The 20088-nt window shown below is 36.4% G+C and carries 12 protein-coding genes; 3 read left to right on the plus strand and 9 right to left on the minus strand.

Annotated elements, in window-relative coordinates; all coding sequences use genetic code 11:
* Positions 1–19: 19 nt before the first annotated feature.
* The 3 genes from K350_RS0106770 to K350_RS30895 all read left to right on the plus strand — a co-directional run bounded on the left by K350_RS0106770 (position 20) and on the right by K350_RS30895 (position 8070).
* Positions 20–460 carry a hypothetical protein gene (locus tag K350_RS0106770; RefSeq protein ID WP_028979255.1) on the plus strand — a complete coding sequence of 147 codons (441 nt, stop codon included), beginning with the start codon at positions 20–22 and terminating at the stop codon, positions 458–460.
* 194 nt (positions 461–654) lie between these two features.
* Entirely contained in the window at positions 655–3309 is a 2655-nt protein-coding gene (locus K350_RS0106775) for an MGH1-like glycoside hydrolase domain-containing protein (RefSeq protein WP_028979256.1), read from the plus strand.
* Positions 3310–3819: 510 nt separating this feature from the next.
* A complete protein-coding gene (locus K350_RS30895; protein WP_051312935.1) occupies positions 3820–8070 on the plus strand; it encodes an Ig-like domain-containing protein in 4251 nt (1416 codons plus the stop codon).
* A gap of 96 nt (positions 8071–8166) precedes the next feature.
* On the opposite strand, the gene K350_RS0106790 is transcribed toward K350_RS30895, so the two are convergent.
* From K350_RS0106790 to K350_RS0106835, 9 genes are all read right to left on the minus strand, one after another.
* Positions 8167–8703: a hypothetical protein gene (locus K350_RS0106790; protein WP_028979258.1), complete on the minus strand. Its 537-nt coding sequence runs from the start codon at positions 8701–8703 to the stop codon at positions 8167–8169.
* Between the two features lie 511 nt (positions 8704–9214).
* Positions 9215–10018: a response regulator transcription factor gene (locus K350_RS0106795; protein ID WP_028979259.1), complete on the minus strand. Its 804-nt coding sequence runs from the start codon at positions 10016–10018 to the stop codon at positions 9215–9217.
* 524 nt (positions 10019–10542) lie between these two features.
* On the minus strand, positions 10543–10788 hold the full coding sequence (locus K350_RS32855; RefSeq protein ID WP_028979260.1) for a response regulator transcription factor: 246 nt from the start codon (positions 10786–10788) through the stop codon (positions 10543–10545).
* Between the two features lie 151 nt (positions 10789–10939).
* Positions 10940–11416: a hypothetical protein gene (locus K350_RS0106805; protein ID WP_028979261.1), complete on the minus strand. Its 477-nt coding sequence runs from the start codon at positions 11414–11416 to the stop codon at positions 10940–10942.
* Between the two features lie 701 nt (positions 11417–12117).
* Complete coding sequence (locus tag K350_RS0106810) at positions 12118–13263, minus strand: hypothetical protein (RefSeq protein ID WP_028979262.1); 1146 nt, start codon at positions 13261–13263, stop codon at positions 12118–12120.
* Between the two features lie 19 nt (positions 13264–13282).
* Entirely contained in the window at positions 13283–14818 is a 1536-nt protein-coding gene (locus K350_RS0106815) for a RagB/SusD family nutrient uptake outer membrane protein (protein ID WP_051312936.1), read from the minus strand.
* Positions 14819–14839: 21 nt separating this feature from the next.
* The gene (locus tag K350_RS0106820) at positions 14840–17932 is read right to left on the minus strand and encodes a SusC/RagA family TonB-linked outer membrane protein (protein ID WP_081670922.1); all 3093 of its coding nucleotides are present in this window, start codon (positions 17930–17932) and stop codon (positions 14840–14842) included.
* 473 nt (positions 17933–18405) lie between these two features.
* Positions 18406–19483, minus strand: a protein-coding gene (gene prfB, locus K350_RS0106830; RefSeq protein WP_156026961.1) for a peptide chain release factor 2 whose coding sequence is annotated in 2 segments (ribosomal slippage) — positions 18406–19422 and positions 19424–19483 — 1077 coding nt in all. Because the reading frame shifts where the segments join, the coding sequence is not laid out codon by codon here.
* A 52-nt stretch (positions 19484–19535) separates the two neighbouring features.
* Complete coding sequence (locus tag K350_RS0106835; RefSeq protein WP_028979266.1) at positions 19536–20087, minus strand: cob(I)yrinic acid a,c-diamide adenosyltransferase; 552 nt, start codon at positions 20085–20087, stop codon at positions 19536–19538.
* Position 20088 lies beyond the last annotated feature (1 nt).

Below are 20088 nucleotides of genomic sequence, written 5' to 3' on the forward strand. Positions count from 1 at the left end.
CTAAACTAGATAAAAATACATGGCGTTAAGATCTATAATTATCCTGGCATTGACTTTTGTTTCCCTGAATATCTTTGCTCAGGGTAAACCTAAAGAAGGTTCGGCTCCAAGAGCGAATATTTACCTTATTGAAGGAGATTCGGAGAACCTGATTACACATTTGAAAAAGAACAAAGAAAACAAGATCAGAGTGAAGCTTGAAGGAGGAATTGAAAATGTAAAGCATACAATGTATGTTACCTCTAAGCATGCTTCTATCAAACCAGATCCTAAAGTAGAAAATCAATACATTATCATTCCAAAAGAAGAAAACGTCGAGATCATCGTAGATATTAAGACAGAGGAAGACTACAATCAAATACAGATGGTTGATAAAAATGGCAAGCAGAAAAAAGAGGTTGTAAAGACTTTGACTCCAAAGACCTACATGGTAGGTTATGAAAAGGTGAAGGTAAATTAAATTAAGCTGTAAGCTAAAAGCATAAAGCTGAAAGTTGAATATAGATCAATTAAAGTCCTTCTCCTTTAGGAGAAGGATTTATGATGAAGTCCTTTTTAGACTTTCAGAAAAAACTAAAGCCAGAAGTGGCGAAGTATACAGAGAGTGTAAGCTCTAATTACTCATTCAAATTAGCATTATCATTTTTTTATTTAATGGAAAATAGCTGGAATCCTGAACGGGAGCGTGTGAAACAATACAGAGAAAGTATTGGATGGAAAAAGTGGGGACCATATTTAACAGAACGTCAATGGGGCACTGTAAGAGAAGATTATAGTACTTCTGGAAGTGCCTGGGAGTTTATCTCTCATGATATGGCCCGAAGTAGGGCCTATAGATGGGGAGAAGAAGGCATTGCAGGTATTTCAGATAATAAATCATTACTGTGTTTTGCCCTGGCACTTTGGAATGGTGAAGACCCTATACTGAAAGAGAGACTTTATGGTCTTTCAGGAAACGAGGGGAATCACGGAGAAGATTGCAAGGAGTTATATTATTACCTTGATAATACGCCCTCACATTCTTATATGAAAATGCTCTACAAGTATCCTCAAAGGGCATTCCCTTATGATAAAATAGTAGCGGAAAATGGGAAAAGAACAAAGGCTGATCCGGAATATGAAATTCTGGAAACAGGAGTATTTGATGATAATCGCTACTATGATGTTTTCATTGAATATGCAAAAGCTGACAAGGAAGATATCTTAGTAAAAATAAGCGTTACAAACAGGGGAGATGATCATTGCAAGCTCACAGTTTTACCTACTGTCTGGCTGAGGAATACATGGTCCTGGGATAACAAAACTTTTAAACCTGGAATGCAGGCCATTTCTAATGAGGAGATTTACATAAAATACAGGCCAGATAAATCTTTTCATTTGTATGCAGAAAATCACAACAGATCATTCCTCTTTTGCGATAATGAAACCAACTATAAACGATTATACAATTTCGCCAACTCTACTGCTTATTGTAAGGATGGCATTAATGATTATATAGTTAATGGCAAGGCAGGAGCTGTAAACTTTAAAGAAGGAACTAAAGCTTCAGCATTTTATGAACTTGATTTTGCGCCGGGAGAAACAAAGGTGATCAAACTCAGACTTGCTGATAAATCACATCAAGGAGCATTTGAAGAGTTTGATGATATATTCAGGTTGAGGTTAAATGAAGCGGATGCATTTTATAATGACTTACAGAAGAATGTTGCAGACCCGGAGCTGAAAATGATCCAGCGTCAGTCATATGCAGGAATGTTATGGAGCAAGCAATTTTATTACTTTAATGTAAATCAATGGCTTGAAGGTGATCCTGGCCAACCAGCACCTCCTGAAGAAAGAAAGCATAAACGAAACAGTCAATGGAGGCATTTGAGTAATTCCAATATTATCTCTATGCCGGATAAATGGGAATATCCATGGTATGCTGCTTGGGATCTTGCGTTTCATTGTATTCCTCTTGCGCGACTAGATCCTAATTTCGCAAAGAGACAACTGGTAGTGCTGCTGAGAGAATATTATATGCATCCAAACGGACAAATTCCTGCATATGAATGGAACTTCAGTGATGTTAACCCTCCTGTACATGCCTGGGCAGCATATAAAGTATATCAGATAGATAAAGAGTTTACCGGAAAAGGTGACTATGATTTTCTGGAGAAAGTACTTCATAAACTCTTGCTTAACTTTACTTGGTGGGTAAACCAAAAAGACATTAGCGGTAACAATATCTTTGAAGGTGGTTTTCTCGGCCTGGATAATATCGGAGTGTTTGACAGAAGTCAGAAACTTCCTACCGGAGGATATCTTGAGCAAGCCGATGGCACAAGCTGGATGGCGATGTATTCATTGAACCTCCTTAAGATTAGTACGGAGCTGGCTATGGAAAGGCCTGTTTATCAGGATGTGGCCACGAAATTCTTCGAACACTTTCTTTATATCGCTGGAGCCATTACCAATATTGCTGGAAAAGGTATCAGTCTTTGGGATAATGAAGATGAGTTCTTTTATGACGTGCTTCATAAGCCTGAAGGAGAAAGCATTCCTATGAAGATCAGGTCAATGGTAGGTTTGATTCCGATGTTTGCAGTGGAAACAATTGAACCGGAAATGGTATCTGAACTTCCGGATTTTAAAAGAAGATTGGAATGGGTACTGGAAAATCGTCCTGATCTTTCTGTCTTGGTTTCGAGGTGGTATGAAGCAGGAAAGGGCGAGACAAGGCTACTGTCACTACTCAGAGGTTCAAGACTAAAAAACTTGTTAAAGAGGGCTTTGGATGAAAAAGAATTCTTATCCGACTATGGTATTCGTGCCTTATCTAAGTATCATAAGGATAAGCCTTATGAAATAAAGGTCAATGATAATTTATTCTCAGTGAGTTACCTTCCGGGTGAATCAGATTCGAAGCTGTTCGGTGGAAATTCAAACTGGAGAGGACCCATATGGTTTCCTGTGAACTTCCTGCTGATCGAATCTCTGAATAAATTTTACCATTATTTCGGAGATGACTATAAAGTAGAATATCCGGTAGGTTCTGGAAATCTATTAAATCTTAATGAGATCGCTCATCATCTTGGAGATCGTCTTATTAAGTTGTTTACAATGAATGCAGAAGGTAAAAGGCCTGTATTTGGGAATGTAGACAAGTTAAACAAAGATCCTAATTTTAAAGACTACATCCTTTTTTACGAATATTTCCACGGTGATTCAGGCAAAGGACTGGGAGCTTCTCATCAGACAGGCTGGACGGGACTTGTAAGTGAATTGATATCTCAGAAATATGAATTTCTAAATCAAAAGAAAGTTTAGATTCTAATAATGAGCTTGTCCGGAAAGGAATCATCAGATTCTTGTTCTCCGGACAAGTCATCTTTTGTACTCTGTATTAACCTCTTTGAATCAAGAACCTGAGTCCAAATGAAATGTTTAACTACAACCTGTTTATAGCCTTTATACTGGTGCCAGATTTGGATTTTTTGTTGATGCCTATCCACCAATTTCGGGACAGTATATCTTAAACCGCCGACCAATATTGCCATTCATAGCTAATGAAGAGTAGGCATAGAATTACATTAATCGAAAGGTTATACTGTTTTATAATTTTTGGAGTATTTGTATTTTGTAGATGTTTGTTATTTATTTTTTTATACAAGGTGTTTAGCATCACTAAGCTTTGTCGATTTTGATATGGTATTTTTCTTACAATAATTATATATAATATTTGATGGGTTAAGTTTTTTGTCGAATCAGATAAACAATAATTGTATTTGTAGTTTTAAATCTGGAAATTTTACAAAAAAAAATTAAAAACCTTCAATTATGAAGCACTTCTCCTTCATTAGAAATATAGCTTTTCTAATATTATTTTTTTGCTGGCAGAATAGCTTTGCTCAATATCCTGCAGGTTCGCCTGTTGCCATGAATGGTAAACTTAAGGTTGTAGGATCTCAATTGACAAGTGAATGCGGGAATCCTGTACAACTTAAGGGATTCAGCACTCATGGTGTGCAATGGTTTTCTAATTGTGTGAAAACTTCAGCATTGGATGAGCTGGTCAACAACTGGGGAATAGATATTTTCCGTCTTGCAATGTATGTGCAGGAACAAGGCTATATTACCAAACCGGATTACTGGAAATCATATATCGATACATGGGTGGATGAATGTGAGAAAAGAGGTGTTTATTGTATGATTGACTGGCATGTTCTGAATCCCGGTGATCCGAATGCTAATCTGACTGAATCTAAAGATTTCTGGACTTACATGGCCACTAAACACGGTGGAAAGAAACACGTGCTGTTCGAAATCTGTAATGAGCCAAATGGTGTAAGCTGGTCTACAGTGAAGACCTATGCGAACGCAGTTATTCCCGTCATCAGAGCTATTGATCCAAATACGATTATAATTGTTGGTACTCCAAACTGGAGTCAGGATGTGGACATAGCAGCAAATGATCCTTTGAATTACACTAATATAATGTATACACTACATTTTTATAGCGGTTCCCATTTTCAGTCTTTAAGAGATAAGGGGAATGCTGCAATTGCAAAGGGTAAAGCGCTTTTTGTAACTGAATGCGGTTCTTCGGATGCAAGCGGTAACGGTGGTCCTTACCTTTCAGAATTCGATAATTGGATAAGCTGGATGAATTCGAAGAAGATCAGTTGGATCAACTGGAGCTATTCTGATAAAGCGGAAAGCTCAGCTGCACTTAGTCCTGGTGCTTGTAATGCAAATGCCTGGAATAATCTTACGCAGTCTGGAACATATATGAAAGCTAAATTATCCGTTGCTGATAATTTTATTTCTTGTGTGGTAAATACTCCTCCAACAGTTTCAATAACTTCTCCTGCGAACAATGCAACATACGCAGCTGGTGCGAGCATAACATTGACAGCAAGTGCTTCAGATGCAGATGGTCAAATCAGTAAAGTAGAATTCTATAATGGTACCACATTGCTGGGCTCCTCAACTACTTCTCCTTATGCATATACCTGGGCCGGAGTAGCTGCAGGAACTTACACTATAACAGCAAAAGCTACCGACAATGGTGGCTCAATAACTACTTCTACTGCAATTGCTATTGTGGTAAATGCGAATAAAGTTCCCACAGTTTCAATAACAGCTCCTGTAAACAATGCAACTTTTGAAGGTGGGACGAACATAACACTGACGGCTAGTGCAGTAGATGCAGATGGTACGGTCAGCAAGGTAGAATTTTATAATGGTACCACATTGCTGGGTTCAGCAACTACTTCTCCTTATACTTATATTTGGACAGGTGTTGCTCCTGGAAATTATTCTATAACGGCTAAGGCTACTGATGATAAAGGAGGTATTGGCAGTTCAACTGCTATAAAGATTACTGTAACAGTCCCTCAAACTCCTTATGGCGGTAAAGTTTGGCCAATTGCAGGAAGGATAGAAGCTGAGAACTATGATCTGGGAGGAAGCGGTCTTGGGTATTCTGATTCTGATGCTGGGAATGCTGGTTCTGCTTTCAGAACAGACGATGTTGATATTGAAGCGTCAACAGATGCAGGGGGAGGTTATAATGTTGGTTGGACAGTAGCCGGCGAATGGTTGGAGTATTCTGTAAATGTGTCAGAGGCAGGAAAATATGATTTTAAGGTAAGGGTAGCTGCTGCAGCAGCAGGCAAAAGCATGCATATTGAAATGAATGGTATTAATGTTACTGGTGCAATCACAATTCCTAATACAGGTGATTTTCAAGCATGGCAGACAGTTACGATTCCCGCAATTTCTTTAACTACCGGAAATCAAATCATGAAAATTGTATTCGATTCGGATGAGATAAACCTTAATTATGTCGACGTATCTGCTGTTAATAAAGCTCCTGTTGTGAGTATTACAGCCCCTTTAAATAATACCTCTTACGTTGCAGCTGCATCATTTACAATCACAGCCAATGCGACTGATTCAGATGGAAATATTACCAAAGTTGAGTTTTACAATGGCACTGCTTTATTAGGAAGCGATGCAACATCTCCGTTCTCCTACGACTGGAATAATGTTGCTGCTGGTACATATACTATTACTGCAAAAGCTACAGATAATAGTGGTGCATCAACTGTAAGTTCAGTCATTACTGTTGTTGTGAATGCGAATAAACTTCCATCTGTTTCATTGACAGCTCCAGGAAATAATACAGAACTAGTTCTTGCGGCTCCAGCTTCGAATCTTTCATTGACAGCTTCTGCTTCAGATACAGATGGATCCATTGTTAAAGTTGAGTTTTATAATGGAAGCACATTGCTTGGAACAGACAATACATCTCCCTATGTTTATACATTAGCTACTTTGTCGGCAGGTACTTATACCATAACAGCGAAGGCTACAGACGATAAAGGCGGAGTGTCAACCTCAAATGCCGTGACTCTTATTGCAAATCAGGCGCCTACAGTTTCAATTACATCCCCTTTAAACAATGTCTCTTTTGTAGCCCTTGCAGATATCACTATTACTGCGGATGCGTCTGACGCAGAAGGGATGCTTTCTAAAGTTGAGTTTTATAACGGTACCACCTTGCTTGGTTCTGATTTGACTGCTCCATATAGCTATATCTGGAACGGTGTTGCTGCTGGAACATATAATATCACAGCAAAAGCTACAGATAATTATGGAGCTACGCTCACAAGTGATGTAGTTAAAATAACTGTAAATGCAAATAAACTACCATCTGTTTTCATCACAGCACCAGTAAGTAACACAGTTCTACAGGCTCCTGCAACTAATGTTGTATTGTCCGCAGACGCTGCAGACTCTGACGGTACGATTACTAAAGTTGAATTTTATAATGGTAGCACACTATTAGGAGCAGATGCTTCATCTCCATATAGTTTCACGTGGGCTTCTATAGCTGCCGGTAAATACACCATTACAGCTAAAGCAATTGATGATAAAGGAGGAGTGACAGTTTCTACTGCTGTTTTATTGGTTGTTAATAAGGCACCTTCGGCAGCAATAACATCACCATCAAACAATGCATCCTTTGTAGCTCCAGCTTTAGTTACAATAAGCGCTGATGCAAAAGATTCAGATGGTTCTGTGGCTAAAGTTGAATTTTATTCAGGGGGTACTTTAATAGGAACAGATCTTATTGCTCCTTATACCTTTACTTTATCTGATTTGCCTGTGGGTACTTATACGATCACAATCAAAGCAACAGACAATGATGGAGCAGCAACAACCAGTTCTACAGTATCATTTAAAGTGAATGAAAATCAACCTTCTGTGATTCTGGTAAACTCTCCGGCAAATAATACTACAGTTAAAGTTGGCTCATCTGTTAATTTTGATATTTCAGTAGTTGATCCTGATGGAAGCATTGCAAAGGTTGAATATTATGATGGAACAATTTTAATAGGAACCTCAACTTCTGCTCCTTTTAATATTAACTGGACATTTACAGGAACAGGGGCGCATAACATCACTATTAAGGTTACTGATGGCAATGGCGGGGTAACAATTTCATCTCCGATAGCATTGACAGCAGTAACTAATCAATCACCTACGGTGAAAATCACATCTCCAAAGAATAATGCTATATTACTTTCTTCTGAGGAAATAATTTTAACAGCAGATGCAGCAGATGCAGATGGAAATGTGTCAAAAGTAGAATTTTATAATGGAAGCACTCTCTTAGGTTCCGCTTTTAACGCTCCTTACGAATTTACATGGCTAAATCCAGGTGATGGCATTTATACAATCATTGCAGTTGCGGTAGATGACAACGGAGTAAAGATGCCATCAGTTCCTGTGACCATTAATGTGGCTCCGGTAATATCTGGAATTCACTCCGGAACATCATTGTCACAATTAAAATTATATCCTAATCCTAGTTATACAGATTTCAAATTTGTAGTAAATGAAGACATCGAAAGTTATTCGGTTGTAAATCTTCTGGGAGAAACGGTTTCTTCAGAAGGAAGAGTTTCCGGCGGACAGGAAATAACTTTGGGAGAGGATCTGGCGCAGGGAGCATATGTTTTAAAAGTAATCTATGCTTCTGGTAAAAAGGAGGCTGTAAGGATGATTAAGATAAAGTAAAAATATAGGTAGTTCCATTTATAAAAAAAGCGGATCGTACAAAGTATGGTCCGCTTTTTTTTGTAATGAATAAAAACTGTTGGTTGAATCTCTTAATTATTCTTTTCCTTTCTCTCCAACAAACACCTGTGATGAATTTTTAAATAATATATTGAATGTTGTTAAAGAACCGTAGATACGAGTGATATACTGCTGCATATCTACTTTTTCATTATCCGTCATGACAGGGTGGGCATTAATCTTTTGTTCCAGAACTCTTAATCGGTCCCTAAGCATTACGATTTTATGAAAGAAAGTATCAAGAGGTACTTCTTTTGGCTTTACTGAATCATCATAGGATTTAATAATCAATGTGCCTTTTTTCCATTTGTCCGCAATATGTACTACTTCCGAAAGATCTGACCATTTTCTGAGAATGCCAATCAAGGTAGTTTCAACATCATCAGTGCTTATCATTCGTTCTTCCGGAGCAAGCAGTTCCAGTACTTCTATTTCTTCGGTATCTTTAGGAATTTCAATGATGCCTTTGCCAAAAAAGCTGATCCTGTAATTTCCCAGTTTTGTTCCGGCAACTATTCCCTCGCCGAATCTATTGTGATTAATTCTGGAACCAACGCCTAGTATTCTTTCCATTTTTTGTAAAATATTGTTTGAAGATTGTTAAGGTAAAACAAGAGTTATTAAAAATCAAATTTTTAAAATTAACGTCACAGATTATACCTTTTGCTTTGAATCCTTAAGTTGCTTTTAATAATTATTTCAATTTCTGAACCATCAACTTTTTCGTTTAATGTTAACTTTAAATTACCTACAAATGCACCTTTTGTTAGGAAACTGAAAGAAGTTTTTTGGGGATTATATAGATGTATAATATTTATGATGGGATAATAAATTTGGTAAATTGTTAAATCTATAATAAGTATTCTAATCTATATAATTCCTGAAGCCATGGCTTTCTTTAGCAGGTCACCAGATCTTTTACACTCATCTTCCTTTTTTTTATTGCTTTTTAGTATAGATCCTTTTTCAGAAAGAGGAGAAGGGCTTTTGTTTACCTAAAAAAATAGGTTGCTCAATGAATTACTTGATGCGTAATCTAAAAAATGAAAGAAGATGTTGAAAGCCTTGGAAAAGCAGAGATTCTTTATAATAATCCTGCTTTAATTGCTGCTTTCATCAAATCTCCGGATCTTTTTACATCCATTTTCTTTAACATATTTTTTCTGTGCTTATACACGGTATGCAGGCTGATGAAAAGAGCATCTGCAATTTCTCTGCTTGAAAACCCCTGACTCATGAGGTGTAAAATTTCAATTTCCCTTTCTGTCAAATTGGTTGATTCCTCATCACATAGGAAGGACTCTTTGTATATATTGTGATAAATGCCATCTTGATTTTTTTGAGCAATCACAAAGGTGATAAAATTGTCATTTTTGAAATCATGAATGTCTGTCACCTGTTTTAGCAGCCAGTGTGGATTATTATCTTCATTTTGTCTCACAACAGTGATTTGATTCAGATACCACCTTTGAGAGCCATCTTTGTGGCTCATTAATGCAGAGAATGAGATTTTCAGATCCATTAGTGTTCCCGAATGTTTATGCTGGTTAAAAAACTTAAACATTGTAGGGAATATTTTATCCAGTATTATTTTAAGCTGATTGGGCGCAAATAAAGAGAAAGTTTTTCTGAAACCTTCTTTATATATATCAGATGGCTCATGGCCTAGAATAGCAAGGATATTGTCACTTACAAATAGATATTCCTGAGTTAAAATATCTATAACACAAATTATGTTAGGGGAATGTTTCAGATGTGGATATATCTCCTGAAGCCTTTTTATTTTTTCAATATGATAATATATATCAGGCTCATTTGCCAAAGAAGCAATCTCGTCATTGATCACATTCAGTTCAGTATATCTTTTCTGCAAGTTTGTAACACCCATAGAAGAATAAGTTTAGTTATAAAAAAGGTTTTGTAAAAAAATAGATTGAACAGTGAAAAGGTACGATATATTAGGTGATAATAATAATAAATTTGCTGGAATTCTTTAGGGTTAGCAAAAAAAAAACGGCAGATTCAAATAAATGAATCTACCGTTTAGTTTAGTCGAGTTTAAAAAAATAGCTGATTGAACTTCCCAAGTATTACTTAATAATCACAATACAAAAATTGTAAAATATTGATCTTAGGTCAATAACCATTAGTGGTTATTTTTAATGATAGACTGAGCAATTCGAAAAGGATTTATTAAAAAACTTTTAAAGTAGGAGAACTCTGTTGATTTTTAGAAGAAGGATAATAATTGAAAGTTTGATTCACGAGTATTGATGAATCTTATCATTCATCAATACTCGTGAAAGGAATATAAAAAAATGGTTTTACAAAAGCGGAATTGTTGTTATCAAACAATACCTGCACTTAAAGCTTTCTTTAATAGATCTCCTGATCTTTTAACATTCAATTTTTTTAACATATTTTTTCTATGTTTATAATAGTATGCTCGCTGACAAATAAGTAGCCTGCAATTTCTTTACTGGTGAGGCCTTGTCCCATAAGATTCAGTACTTCAACTTCTCTTTCAGAAAGAATATTTTTTTGATCTCCACATAAAAAGGTCCTCTTCATGATATTTATATAAACTCCCTTCTTATCTTTTTTGTGAACAGAAAAGGTGATATTTTCATCATTTTTGAATTGATGGATATCAGTCATTTGATTTATTAAAATGCGGGCATTGTTGTTCTAATCTCTTGATATAACCGTTACTTGATGATGGAACTATCTTTGAGAGCCGTCTTTATGATTGAGTTTGATGCTGTATGTGGATTTTATATCTTCAATTTCGCTACCTCAGACGTACCTGTCAAAAGTCATTGGCATCGTGGTAGGTAGATGGGGTTAAAGTGAATGGTCTAGGATTAACATTGACAATCGCATAATTTGATTTAGTTGTTCCACAAACATCAGTGGCTGTTACTGTGTATGATGTAGTATTTAAGAGCATTACTGTCATTGAGGAACCTGTGGAAGCGTTAGATTTCCATTTATATTTCAGGTCCAGGTTTGATGAAGCATTAAGTGTTGTTTTGGTGCCGCAGGTTAACGAGGTATTCCCAGAAATATTTATTGGCCAGTCATTAACCCGATAAACACCTTCTCCAGAATTCCCATGAAGGGTGCTTATATAGCTACATGCTTCATGACTGCCTTTAATTTTTTCAAATTTTGCTACAACCGCATATTGCAAAATATCTCTGTTATTGGGTATCGAGACAGTAAATGTATTGTTCACGTTTTCACTTTTTACTATGGCTTTATTTATGTCATATTCCCCAGTCATAGATTCACAAAGATACCATTTCCAATAAGAGTTAACTCAGTCTGTAAATTCCGTGTCATATTAAAATCTGTAAAAGCGAGGGCTGTAAATGTTTGAGTTTTGCCTTTGCAAAGATTGGTCAGAGAGTTTTTTATTAAAACATTTGCTTCGGATTTGAATGCAAATAATGCATGGAAAAAAATAGGGACATTAGCTTTTTCATAAAGATTTTGTTTTTATAAGATGAAAAATTATAGTGCAATTTTATGATCTAGAGTTACCTTACTCAATTACCAATATTGGTTATTTAATGATGAAAATGTTAGTATTCTCCAGAGCAGTTTGGGCAGATTATGAATCTCGAGAATTAATATTAGGTTGATTAATTCTTAGAACACATTTGTTGATGAAAATATTGAAGTTGAATAATGGTTAAAATATAATTTGAGCCTAGTTCAAAAAAAAACGACAACTTCAAAAATTGAAATTGCCGTTTTTAGTTTTAGAATAAATAGCTGATTGAATTACCCAAATATTGTTACTTAATAATCATGTTGCAATTATTGCCAAAAAATGAGTAGAGGTCAATAACCATAAATGGTTATTTGGTAGTGTGAATAAGAATATGAAGCAGGAGGAGACTCGATAGAATTTAGAAATTGAAAATGAATAAAAAAAGCCCCGATATTCAGGGCTTTTTTTATTGATCTTTTAAGAAATCATTATTTTTTAGGCACTAGCGTAAAATATCTAGCTCCACCATCATCAACTGGCTTAGTATTAGTACTGTCAGAGTAGTGATGTCTGATAAATAGCGTATCTGCAGATATCTTCACTATCTCATGATTATATCTTCTATCATAGTAGCCAAGGTAACTTCCGTTTGTGAAATCAAGAGTGTAACCAGTACCTGCTCCATTTGCCTTTCTAATTATGAATGGAGCTTGCTTGTGCTTAGGATCTGAATAGAAACCATCATCATATGTTCCTCTTTTAACTCCAGTAAGTTCTTTAGCGAAGTTCCAATGTACAGTTACGTTACCATTTTTAGGAATATATTGGTATTGACGAATATTGAATGTAAACTCGTTGGTTAGCATTCCTTTTTCCCATGCAGGACCTGTAAATCCATCAGGTTGATTCCACCAATCAGGAGTTAATGTTCCAAGTGGACCAACTCCACCACTTTTACCATTAGGTATCATTACCCAGGTCTTTCCATTTGCTGCAGCAAGTCCACCTGTCAAAGCCAATACTACAGGATCATTAAGATCTGGGTTTGTAGGATCGTAATCTTCTGTAACTTCAACTGGTTTAGTAATAGAAGAAATACCTTTAACAGTTTTTACTTTTAAAGTAATGTTGTAATTCCCTTTAAAAGGAAAATATACTTCAGAAACTTGAGCCTTTGAACTATCACCATTTGCATAGGTGAATGTCATATCTATTGGATCTGGTACAGTTGAAGTAACTTTAAACTTGAAATCTCCAACTTTTTCAATTTCAAAATCTGCGGCATATGGACTGTTCTCCGGAATGACAAGATCTTTAGTAATTGTAGTTGTACCACCTTTAGATGTCGCAAGTAACTTTATTTTATAGGTCCCTTTATATCCAAAGAATACAGTTTCATTTGATGCAGAAGATTTAGCAATACCTCCAAAATCCCATGAAGTTATAAATGCCCCTGGGGTAGTGTTCTTAAATGTGAATGTATTTTTATCACTTGGATCATTCGTGTTTTGAACTATTTCAAAATCAGCTACAGAAGGAGCAGGGAGTTCTTCATCCTTTCCTTTCTTAGGTTGGCAACTTACAACTATAAGAGCTGTAAGTACCATATTTATAAGAATATTAAATCGTTTCATGTTCGATAAATTTTTACTATTAAAAATAACCCTTGTTTTGAGAGATTTTACCTTTAGATAATTGAACTTCTTGTAAAGGAATAGGGAAAATTTCGTGAATTCCTTCTTTAAATTTCCCTCCTTCAGGTGTAGCCTTCATCACTGAAGCAGCTCTTCCTTGTCTAACCAGATCAAAGAATCTATGTCCTTCTAAAGCTAGCTCTACTCTTCTTTCTCTCCATATTATATCTCTAAGTAATTCCTTATTGGTTTCGGTTTTATCCGCCATGTTTACTCTTGATCTTACTCTATTAAGATATTTTAGAGCATTTTCCGTTTGTCCAAGTTCATTGGCAGCTTCAGCAGCCATTAAAAGGACATCTGCAAATCTTATGATACGGTAGTTAGACGGACCATCACTAGGATTAAGAAGAGAAAGTTTATCAGATTCTACATATTTTCTGCAATATGTTCCTGTGAAAGGATAATTGGCAGCACTAGCTTTATATACTTCTGTGCCAACTAAGTCACCATCCTGGATTATCGTAGCTTTCAAGCGAGGATCTTCCTTATCATCCTTAGTTTTCTCTTTCTTGAATTCGTCTAGAAGGCTTTTGGTTGGGCAGTTAAATCCCCATCCACCATTATCTCTTCCTCTTGTCATTACGTTAAAGAAAGTTCCTTCATTACCGCTTCCCCAGTTAGAGTTATTGTCACCACCTCTTCCTGCAACTCCTGCTGTAAACTGAATCTCAAATACTGATTCAATTCCATTTTCTTTAGCCAAAGAATGTATTGTAGAGTAATCTGACTCTAAGTCATAAATGCCAGAGTTAATAACAGATTCAGCATTTTTTAATACTTCACTCCATTTTGCAGCATTGTCACGGGTCTGATACAATTGAACTCTAGCAAGAAGAGCTAATGCAGCACCTTTGGTAGCTCTTCCAAGTTCAATTTGTCCTTTATTAGGTAATACTAATGCTTCAGTAAGGTCAGCTTCTATTTGTTTGTAAACATCAGCTTTAGGACTTTTTTCAAGCGTATATTCATCCGGGTTTAAGACTTTGGTTACAACAGGTACATCACCAAACATTTTTACAAGTTCAAAATGATAGTACGCTCTTAGGAACTTAGCCTCTGCCATAACACGATTCTTAATTGTTTCGCTGGCATTTGATTTTGGGGCGAATTGCAATACAAGGTTTGATCTGTAGATTCCGGTATAGTTTTTCTGCCATACTAGGAGTACTTCCGGGAAGCTAGATTTCGCATCAAATTTTTCAAAGTAATCGAAATTTACCTGATCCGGATCTCCACTACCTCCTTTTAATGCATCATCAGAAACGACATCTCCAAATAGAAAAGGTAGACAGAACTGTTGCCCCAATCTGTCAGATTCCATAGTCAATGGATCATATGCTGCATTGATAGCCGCAATCATATCCTGATCAGTTTTGTAAAAGTTTTCGTCAACTACTGATACCTGAGGCTTTTTATCAAGGAATTCTTTTTTGCAGCTACTAAATAAAGAAGCAGCAAAAATTAAATATATAAGATTAGCTTTTTTTAGCATTTTTTTAGCAGTTTAATTTGATTAAAATGTAGCGCTTACACCAACCATCCATGTTCTCGCTTGAGGATAAGTACCTCCTTTGTCAACTCCTACATCCAGGAAGGATCTTGTACGGGCGAAATCAGGAGTATATGTTCCGATTTCCGGATCAAGGCCAGTATATTTTGTAAACGTATACAGATTTTGAGCCATGATATAAACTCTTAACTTTTCAAGTTTTACCAGTTTTGAATATGTTGCTGGTAGAGTATAGCCAAGCTGAGCAGATCTGATTCTCAGGAAAGATCCATTTTCAATGTAGTAATTAGAGATTTTTCTGTTGTCATTTGGGTCTGCGAATGTTACTCTTGGTACATCATTTGATGTTCCCGGACCAGTCCATCTGTTAAGCATTTCTTCTGAGAAATTTGAGTAAGGAACTCCACCTTCAAGCGTATACTTGTTACCATTAAAGATTTTGTTTCCATAAGATCCCTGGAAGAATATAGAAAGATCAAATCCTTTATATTCTACATCACCGTTGAAACCATAAATGAATTTAGGAAGTGGGCTTCCAAGTGTTGTTCTGTCGTTAGGAGTAATCTTTCCATCTCCATCGCGATCTTTAAATTTGAAGTCTCCAGGACGAACACCTTCTTGCACAGTTTGAAGGGCTGCTGCTTCCTCTGCTGTCTGAACAATTCCATCAGTTTCCAATCCGTAAAACTGAGCCATTGAAGCTCCCTGCTGAGTGATGTTTGTAAAGAAAGTTCTGAATTGACCATCGTAAATTGGATCGTCAAGTTTGGTTATTTTGTTCTTGATAGCAGTAAAGTTTCCACCAACTCTATAGTTTACTTTTCCTATGTTATTTTTGTATTCTGCAGATAATTCAACCCCTTTATTAGTCATTGCTCCAGCATTTACAAACGGAGGCTCTTCAACTCCTGAATATCCGGGAATTCTTCTTTTGTAAATCATGTCTGATGTATTCTTGATGAAATAATCAGCAGAGAAAGTAATTCTGTTGTTTAAGAAACCAAATTCAGCTCCAAAGTTAGACGTTGTTACAGTTTCCCATTTGATGTTTTTGTTACCTGCCCCAAGTGGTGTGCTACCAAATGCAGATGAATTATTAAATGAGTAGTTATATCCTTGGTTGATATTGGTAGTATAAGGATAGTCATTACCTGGGATATTCTGGTTACCTAATTTACCCCAGCTCGCTCTTAATTTTAAGAAATTTACAATGCTTCTGATTGGTTGCATGAAGCTTTCTTCTGAAACAGTCCATCCTGCAGCAAAAGATGGAAAAATACCCCATCTGTTTTCTTTGGTGAATCTTGAAGATCCATCAAGCCTGGTATTTGCTTGTAACTGGTATTTTTCCTTATAAGAATAGTTGATTCTGCCTACATAAGAGAATAAGGCTGATTCCGTACCTTCGCCTTGAGCATTAGCGTTAACTGATGCAGAAGTAAGATATTGCTGACTTGGGTCATTGCTGAAGGTTCCGTCTTTAGATGCTCTGTAGTAATCGAATCTGGTGTTTTGCATTCCTACGAGGAACAATCCTTCAATTTTATGATTTTCAGCAAGTGTTTTTGTGTAATTTAATGAGTTTTCCCAAACATAGGTTCTTGTTTGATTTTGCTGAAAAACAACCTGAGCATTATCTAGCTTTTCGCTATTAGATACATAGTACTTTCCATTAAATTGGTTTTGTGTAAAGCGGTTTGAAGTATAGCCAAGGTTTGATTTAACTTTCAACCCTTTTATGATTTGATATTCGGCAAACCAGCTTCCTATGAAGTTCATCCCTTTATACTTATTGTGGTTGTAAGTTAGACGAGCCAATGGATTTGGAATATCAGTTCTAGGAATACCTGATGCATATAGAGAATCTCCTCCACGGCCTGAATATATGTTTGTAACAGGATCCATGTTAAGAGCTCCTGAAATAACAGAGTTAAAAGGATCTGAATCGTATAACTGAGATCTGTTAAAAGAGGATACGTTCATAAAAGTACCCACTTTTAAGTTATTAAGCAGCTGATAATCGATCTTAGTGTTAAAGTTTAATCTGTTATAATCAGAATTTTTCATAATACCTTCCTGTTGAAGATAGCTTCCAGAAAGATAGTAATTGAGTTTTTCAGTTCCGCCAGAAGCACTAAGTGAGTAGTTTTGCATGATGGCTTTTCTGAAAATTTGATCTTGCCAATCAGTTCCACCTCCGATAGTATCTGTATTGTATTTGATTGTTCCGTTGTCAGCCATTGAAGCTTCATTGGCTAATGTGGCCCACTCTTTTGCATCTAATAAATTATATCTTTTCCATTCACTTGATACACCAGTAAGAGCATTGAATTCATAAGAAGTTTTTCTGTTTGCTCCTGTTTTGGTTGTAACCAGCACAACTCCGTTTGCAGCACGAGCTCCATAAACAGCAGCCGCAGACGCATCTTTAAGAATGTTGACTGATTCTATATCACTTGAATTGATAAAACTTAAATCAGGAACTGGAACACCGTTTACCAGATATAGAGGGTCACTGTTGTTGATCGTACCGACACCCCTTATACGCACGGATAGTGGCGCTCCCGGAGCTCCTGTGTTTTGTGTTACGCTAACACCGGTAACTCTACCTTGTATCGATTGTACAGGATCTACAGATACCACTTTAGTAACATCAGAACCTTTTACTGAGGAGATTGAACCTGTTACATCAGTCTTTTTCTGTGTTCCATAACCAACGACAACAACTTCGTCAAGTTTGTTATCTGCTGGCAGTTTCACATTTACAACTGTCTGACTTCCTACTTTTACTTCTTGTGTTACAAAGCCAATGTAGCTTACAACAAGCACTGCATTACTATCCGGCACCGAAATAGAGAAATCTCCGTTCTCGTCGGTGATTGTTCCTGCTGAAGTTCCTTTGATGGCAATTGTAACTCCAGGTATACTTTCCCCATCATCAGATACTATTCGTCCTGTGATAGGAATTGCATTTTGTGCCATTGCCTGCATGAAGCCGACTAAAATGACAGCGAGTGTTAACGCAATCTTAAAAATTCTCGGAGATGTAATAAAATTACTTCCCCGAGAGATTTTCGGTGGTAGCTTTTTTCTCATGTTTAAGTGTGATTATTTGGTTAAATAGTTTGAATTTTTTTTGACGAATCTGCGAGAATACAAAGAAAAAAAATAGTAGGCAAACAAAACCCCCTTAAATTCGTTGGACATCAGTTGTATGTTACTACATTTAAAAAAGGTTACATGTTTTAGATGGAAAAGCTTTTTTTTCAGGCTAAAATTTATTATTCTGCATTTTGGCATTATTTAAATAATAAATTAAACTTATCTGATGTGCAGGCTCTGGCTGAGAAATTAATTTTGTGTATTATTTTACAAGATTTTTACCATTTGATGATTTATGTGGGAGATAAAATTTGATTTTTTACTCATGAGTATTTGGGCAAAGACATGAAAATCATTTCTAAAAGATAAAAGGTATAAGAGGATATGAATTTATGAGAGTGTCAATGGATAAAGCCGAATAAAAGGGGGAATAAAAAGCCCCGACTTTTGTCGAGGCTTTTCTAAGTTTATGCTTCCATTAAAAATCCTTTAATATATTCGTCAAGATCTCCGTCCAGCACATTTTGAACATCTGTGCGCTCTATGCCAGTTCTTAAGTCTTTAACAAGTTTGTACGGATGCAATACATAGTTGCGTATCTGTGATCCGAAATCAATTCGCTTCTTTGTGCTTTCTACGGCTGCTCTTGCTTCGTTTTTCTTGTCTACTTCTATTTGATATAGCCTTGATTTTAAAAGTTTCAAAGCCTTGTCTTTGTTTTGGAGCTGAGAACGTTCTTGTTGACACTCAATAATAAGCCCAGAGGGTTTGTGTCTCAATCGTACTGCAGTTTCTACCTTATTCACGTTCTGACCTCCTGCACCTCCAGCTCTGAATGTATCCCATTCAATATCTGCCGGGTTAATATCGATTTCAATCGTATCATCTACTACAGGATAAGCAAAAACACTGGCGAAGGAGGTGTGTCTTCTTCCCCCTGAATCAAAAGGGGAGACTCTAACCAGTCTGTGTACTCCAATTTCAGATTTCAAGTATCCGTAAGCAAAATCACCAGTAATTTCCAATGTAACGGATTTTACTCCGGCAACCTCACCGGCTTGATAATTGACTTCTTTTACACCAAATTTATGAGCTTCAGCCCACATAATATACATTCTCATAAGCATCCCAGCCCAGTCATTACTTTCTGTTCCTCCTGCACCAGGATTGATTTCAATAATAGCGCTTAACTGATCTTCCTCTCCACTAAGCATTTTTTTGAATTCAAGTCCTTCTACATCTTTTGAAACTTTAGTGAATTCTTTGTCTATCTCGGCTTCTTCCACATCACCAGCTTCATAGAACTCATAAAGGGTTTCAAAATCATTGAACGTATCTTCAATTTGTTTATAATAATCCGTCCAGACCTTTAGTGACTTAATGGATTTAAGCGTTACTTCAGCCTCTTTGGGATTATCCCAGAAATTGGCTGCAGTTGTAATTTTTTCTGATTCTGCTATCTGTTCTACTTTGTTGTCGTAGTCAAAGATACCTCCTCAAAGCAGCAACTCTGCCTTTTAGATCTTTGTATTGTTCGTTGGTCATATTTATTTATATATGTATTAAAAAGATATTAACAAAATTTAAATCTGGCTGTTCACGCTTTTCGGCCTTTCCAAACGTGCTCTTCTATGCCCAGCTCATGAGACATTTTTCTCGCAAGAACAAATAGGTAGTCAGAAAGACGATTTAGATAGATAACTATAATGTCGTTTACCGGATGTTGTTCATGCAAGGCAATCACAAGCCTTTCAGCCCTACGGCAAATACACCTTGTAATATGTGTATAGGAAACAGAGGGATGGCCTCCTGGTAGAATAAAGTTTTTCAAAGGAGGCAATTCTGCTTCCATAATATCGATTGCGGCTTCCAATTTTTCCACGTCTTCATTTAATACCTGGGGCAATTTCATTCTTTCAGGATCTTTTCCTGCTGCCAAAATTGCACCTATAACAAAGAGCTTTTCCTGAATCTCTTCAAGAAGGCCGGTCCTTACTTTATTCACCTCCTGATCTCTCACCAATCCAAGATAAGAGTTCAGCTCGTCAACTGTGCCATAAGCTTCTATTCTTATGTCAGATTTGGAAACTCTTCCTCCAGATAAAAGACTTGTCTGGCCCTGATCTCCTGTCTTGGTATATATTTTCATA

Origin of the sequence: Sporocytophaga myxococcoides DSM 11118 (genome assembly GCF_000426725.1) — a bacterium.
In the GTDB taxonomy this organism is placed as follows: domain Bacteria; phylum Bacteroidota; class Bacteroidia; order Cytophagales; family Cytophagaceae; genus Sporocytophaga; species Sporocytophaga myxococcoides.

What these genes read in the sequence shown, in the direction of transcription:
- K350_RS0106835 (WP_028979266.1), bottom strand. Translation starts at nt 20,087, where the DNA reads ATGAAAATATATACCAAGACAGGAGATCAGGGCCAGACAAGTCTTTTA.
- K350_RS0106795 (WP_028979259.1), bottom strand. Translation starts at nt 10,018, where the DNA reads ATGGGTGTTACAAACTTGCAGAAAAGATATACTGAACTGAATGTGATC.
- K350_RS0106805 (WP_028979261.1), bottom strand. Translation starts at nt 11,416, where the DNA reads ATGACTGGGGAATATGACATAAATAAAGCCATAGTAAAAAGTGAAAAC.
- K350_RS0106820 (WP_081670922.1), bottom strand. Translation starts at nt 17,932, where the DNA reads ATGAGAAAAAAGCTACCACCGAAAATCTCTCGGGGAAGTAATTTTATT.
- K350_RS0106770 (WP_028979255.1), top strand. Translation starts at nt 20, where the DNA reads ATGGCGTTAAGATCTATAATTATCCTGGCATTGACTTTTGTTTCCCTG.
- K350_RS32855 (WP_028979260.1), bottom strand. Translation starts at nt 10,788, where the DNA reads ATGACTGATATCCATCAATTCAAAAATGATGAAAATATCACCTTTTCT.
- K350_RS0106810 (WP_028979262.1), bottom strand. Translation starts at nt 13,263, where the DNA reads ATGAAACGATTTAATATTCTTATAAATATGGTACTTACAGCTCTTATA.
- K350_RS0106775 (WP_028979256.1), top strand. Translation starts at nt 655, where the DNA reads ATGGAAAATAGCTGGAATCCTGAACGGGAGCGTGTGAAACAATACAGA.
- K350_RS30895 (WP_051312935.1), top strand. Translation starts at nt 3,820, where the DNA reads ATGAAGCACTTCTCCTTCATTAGAAATATAGCTTTTCTAATATTATTT.
- K350_RS0106815 (WP_051312936.1), bottom strand. Translation starts at nt 14,818, where the DNA reads ATGCTAAAAAAAGCTAATCTTATATATTTAATTTTTGCTGCTTCTTTA.
- K350_RS0106790 (WP_028979258.1), bottom strand. Translation starts at nt 8,703, where the DNA reads ATGGAAAGAATACTAGGCGTTGGTTCCAGAATTAATCACAATAGATTC.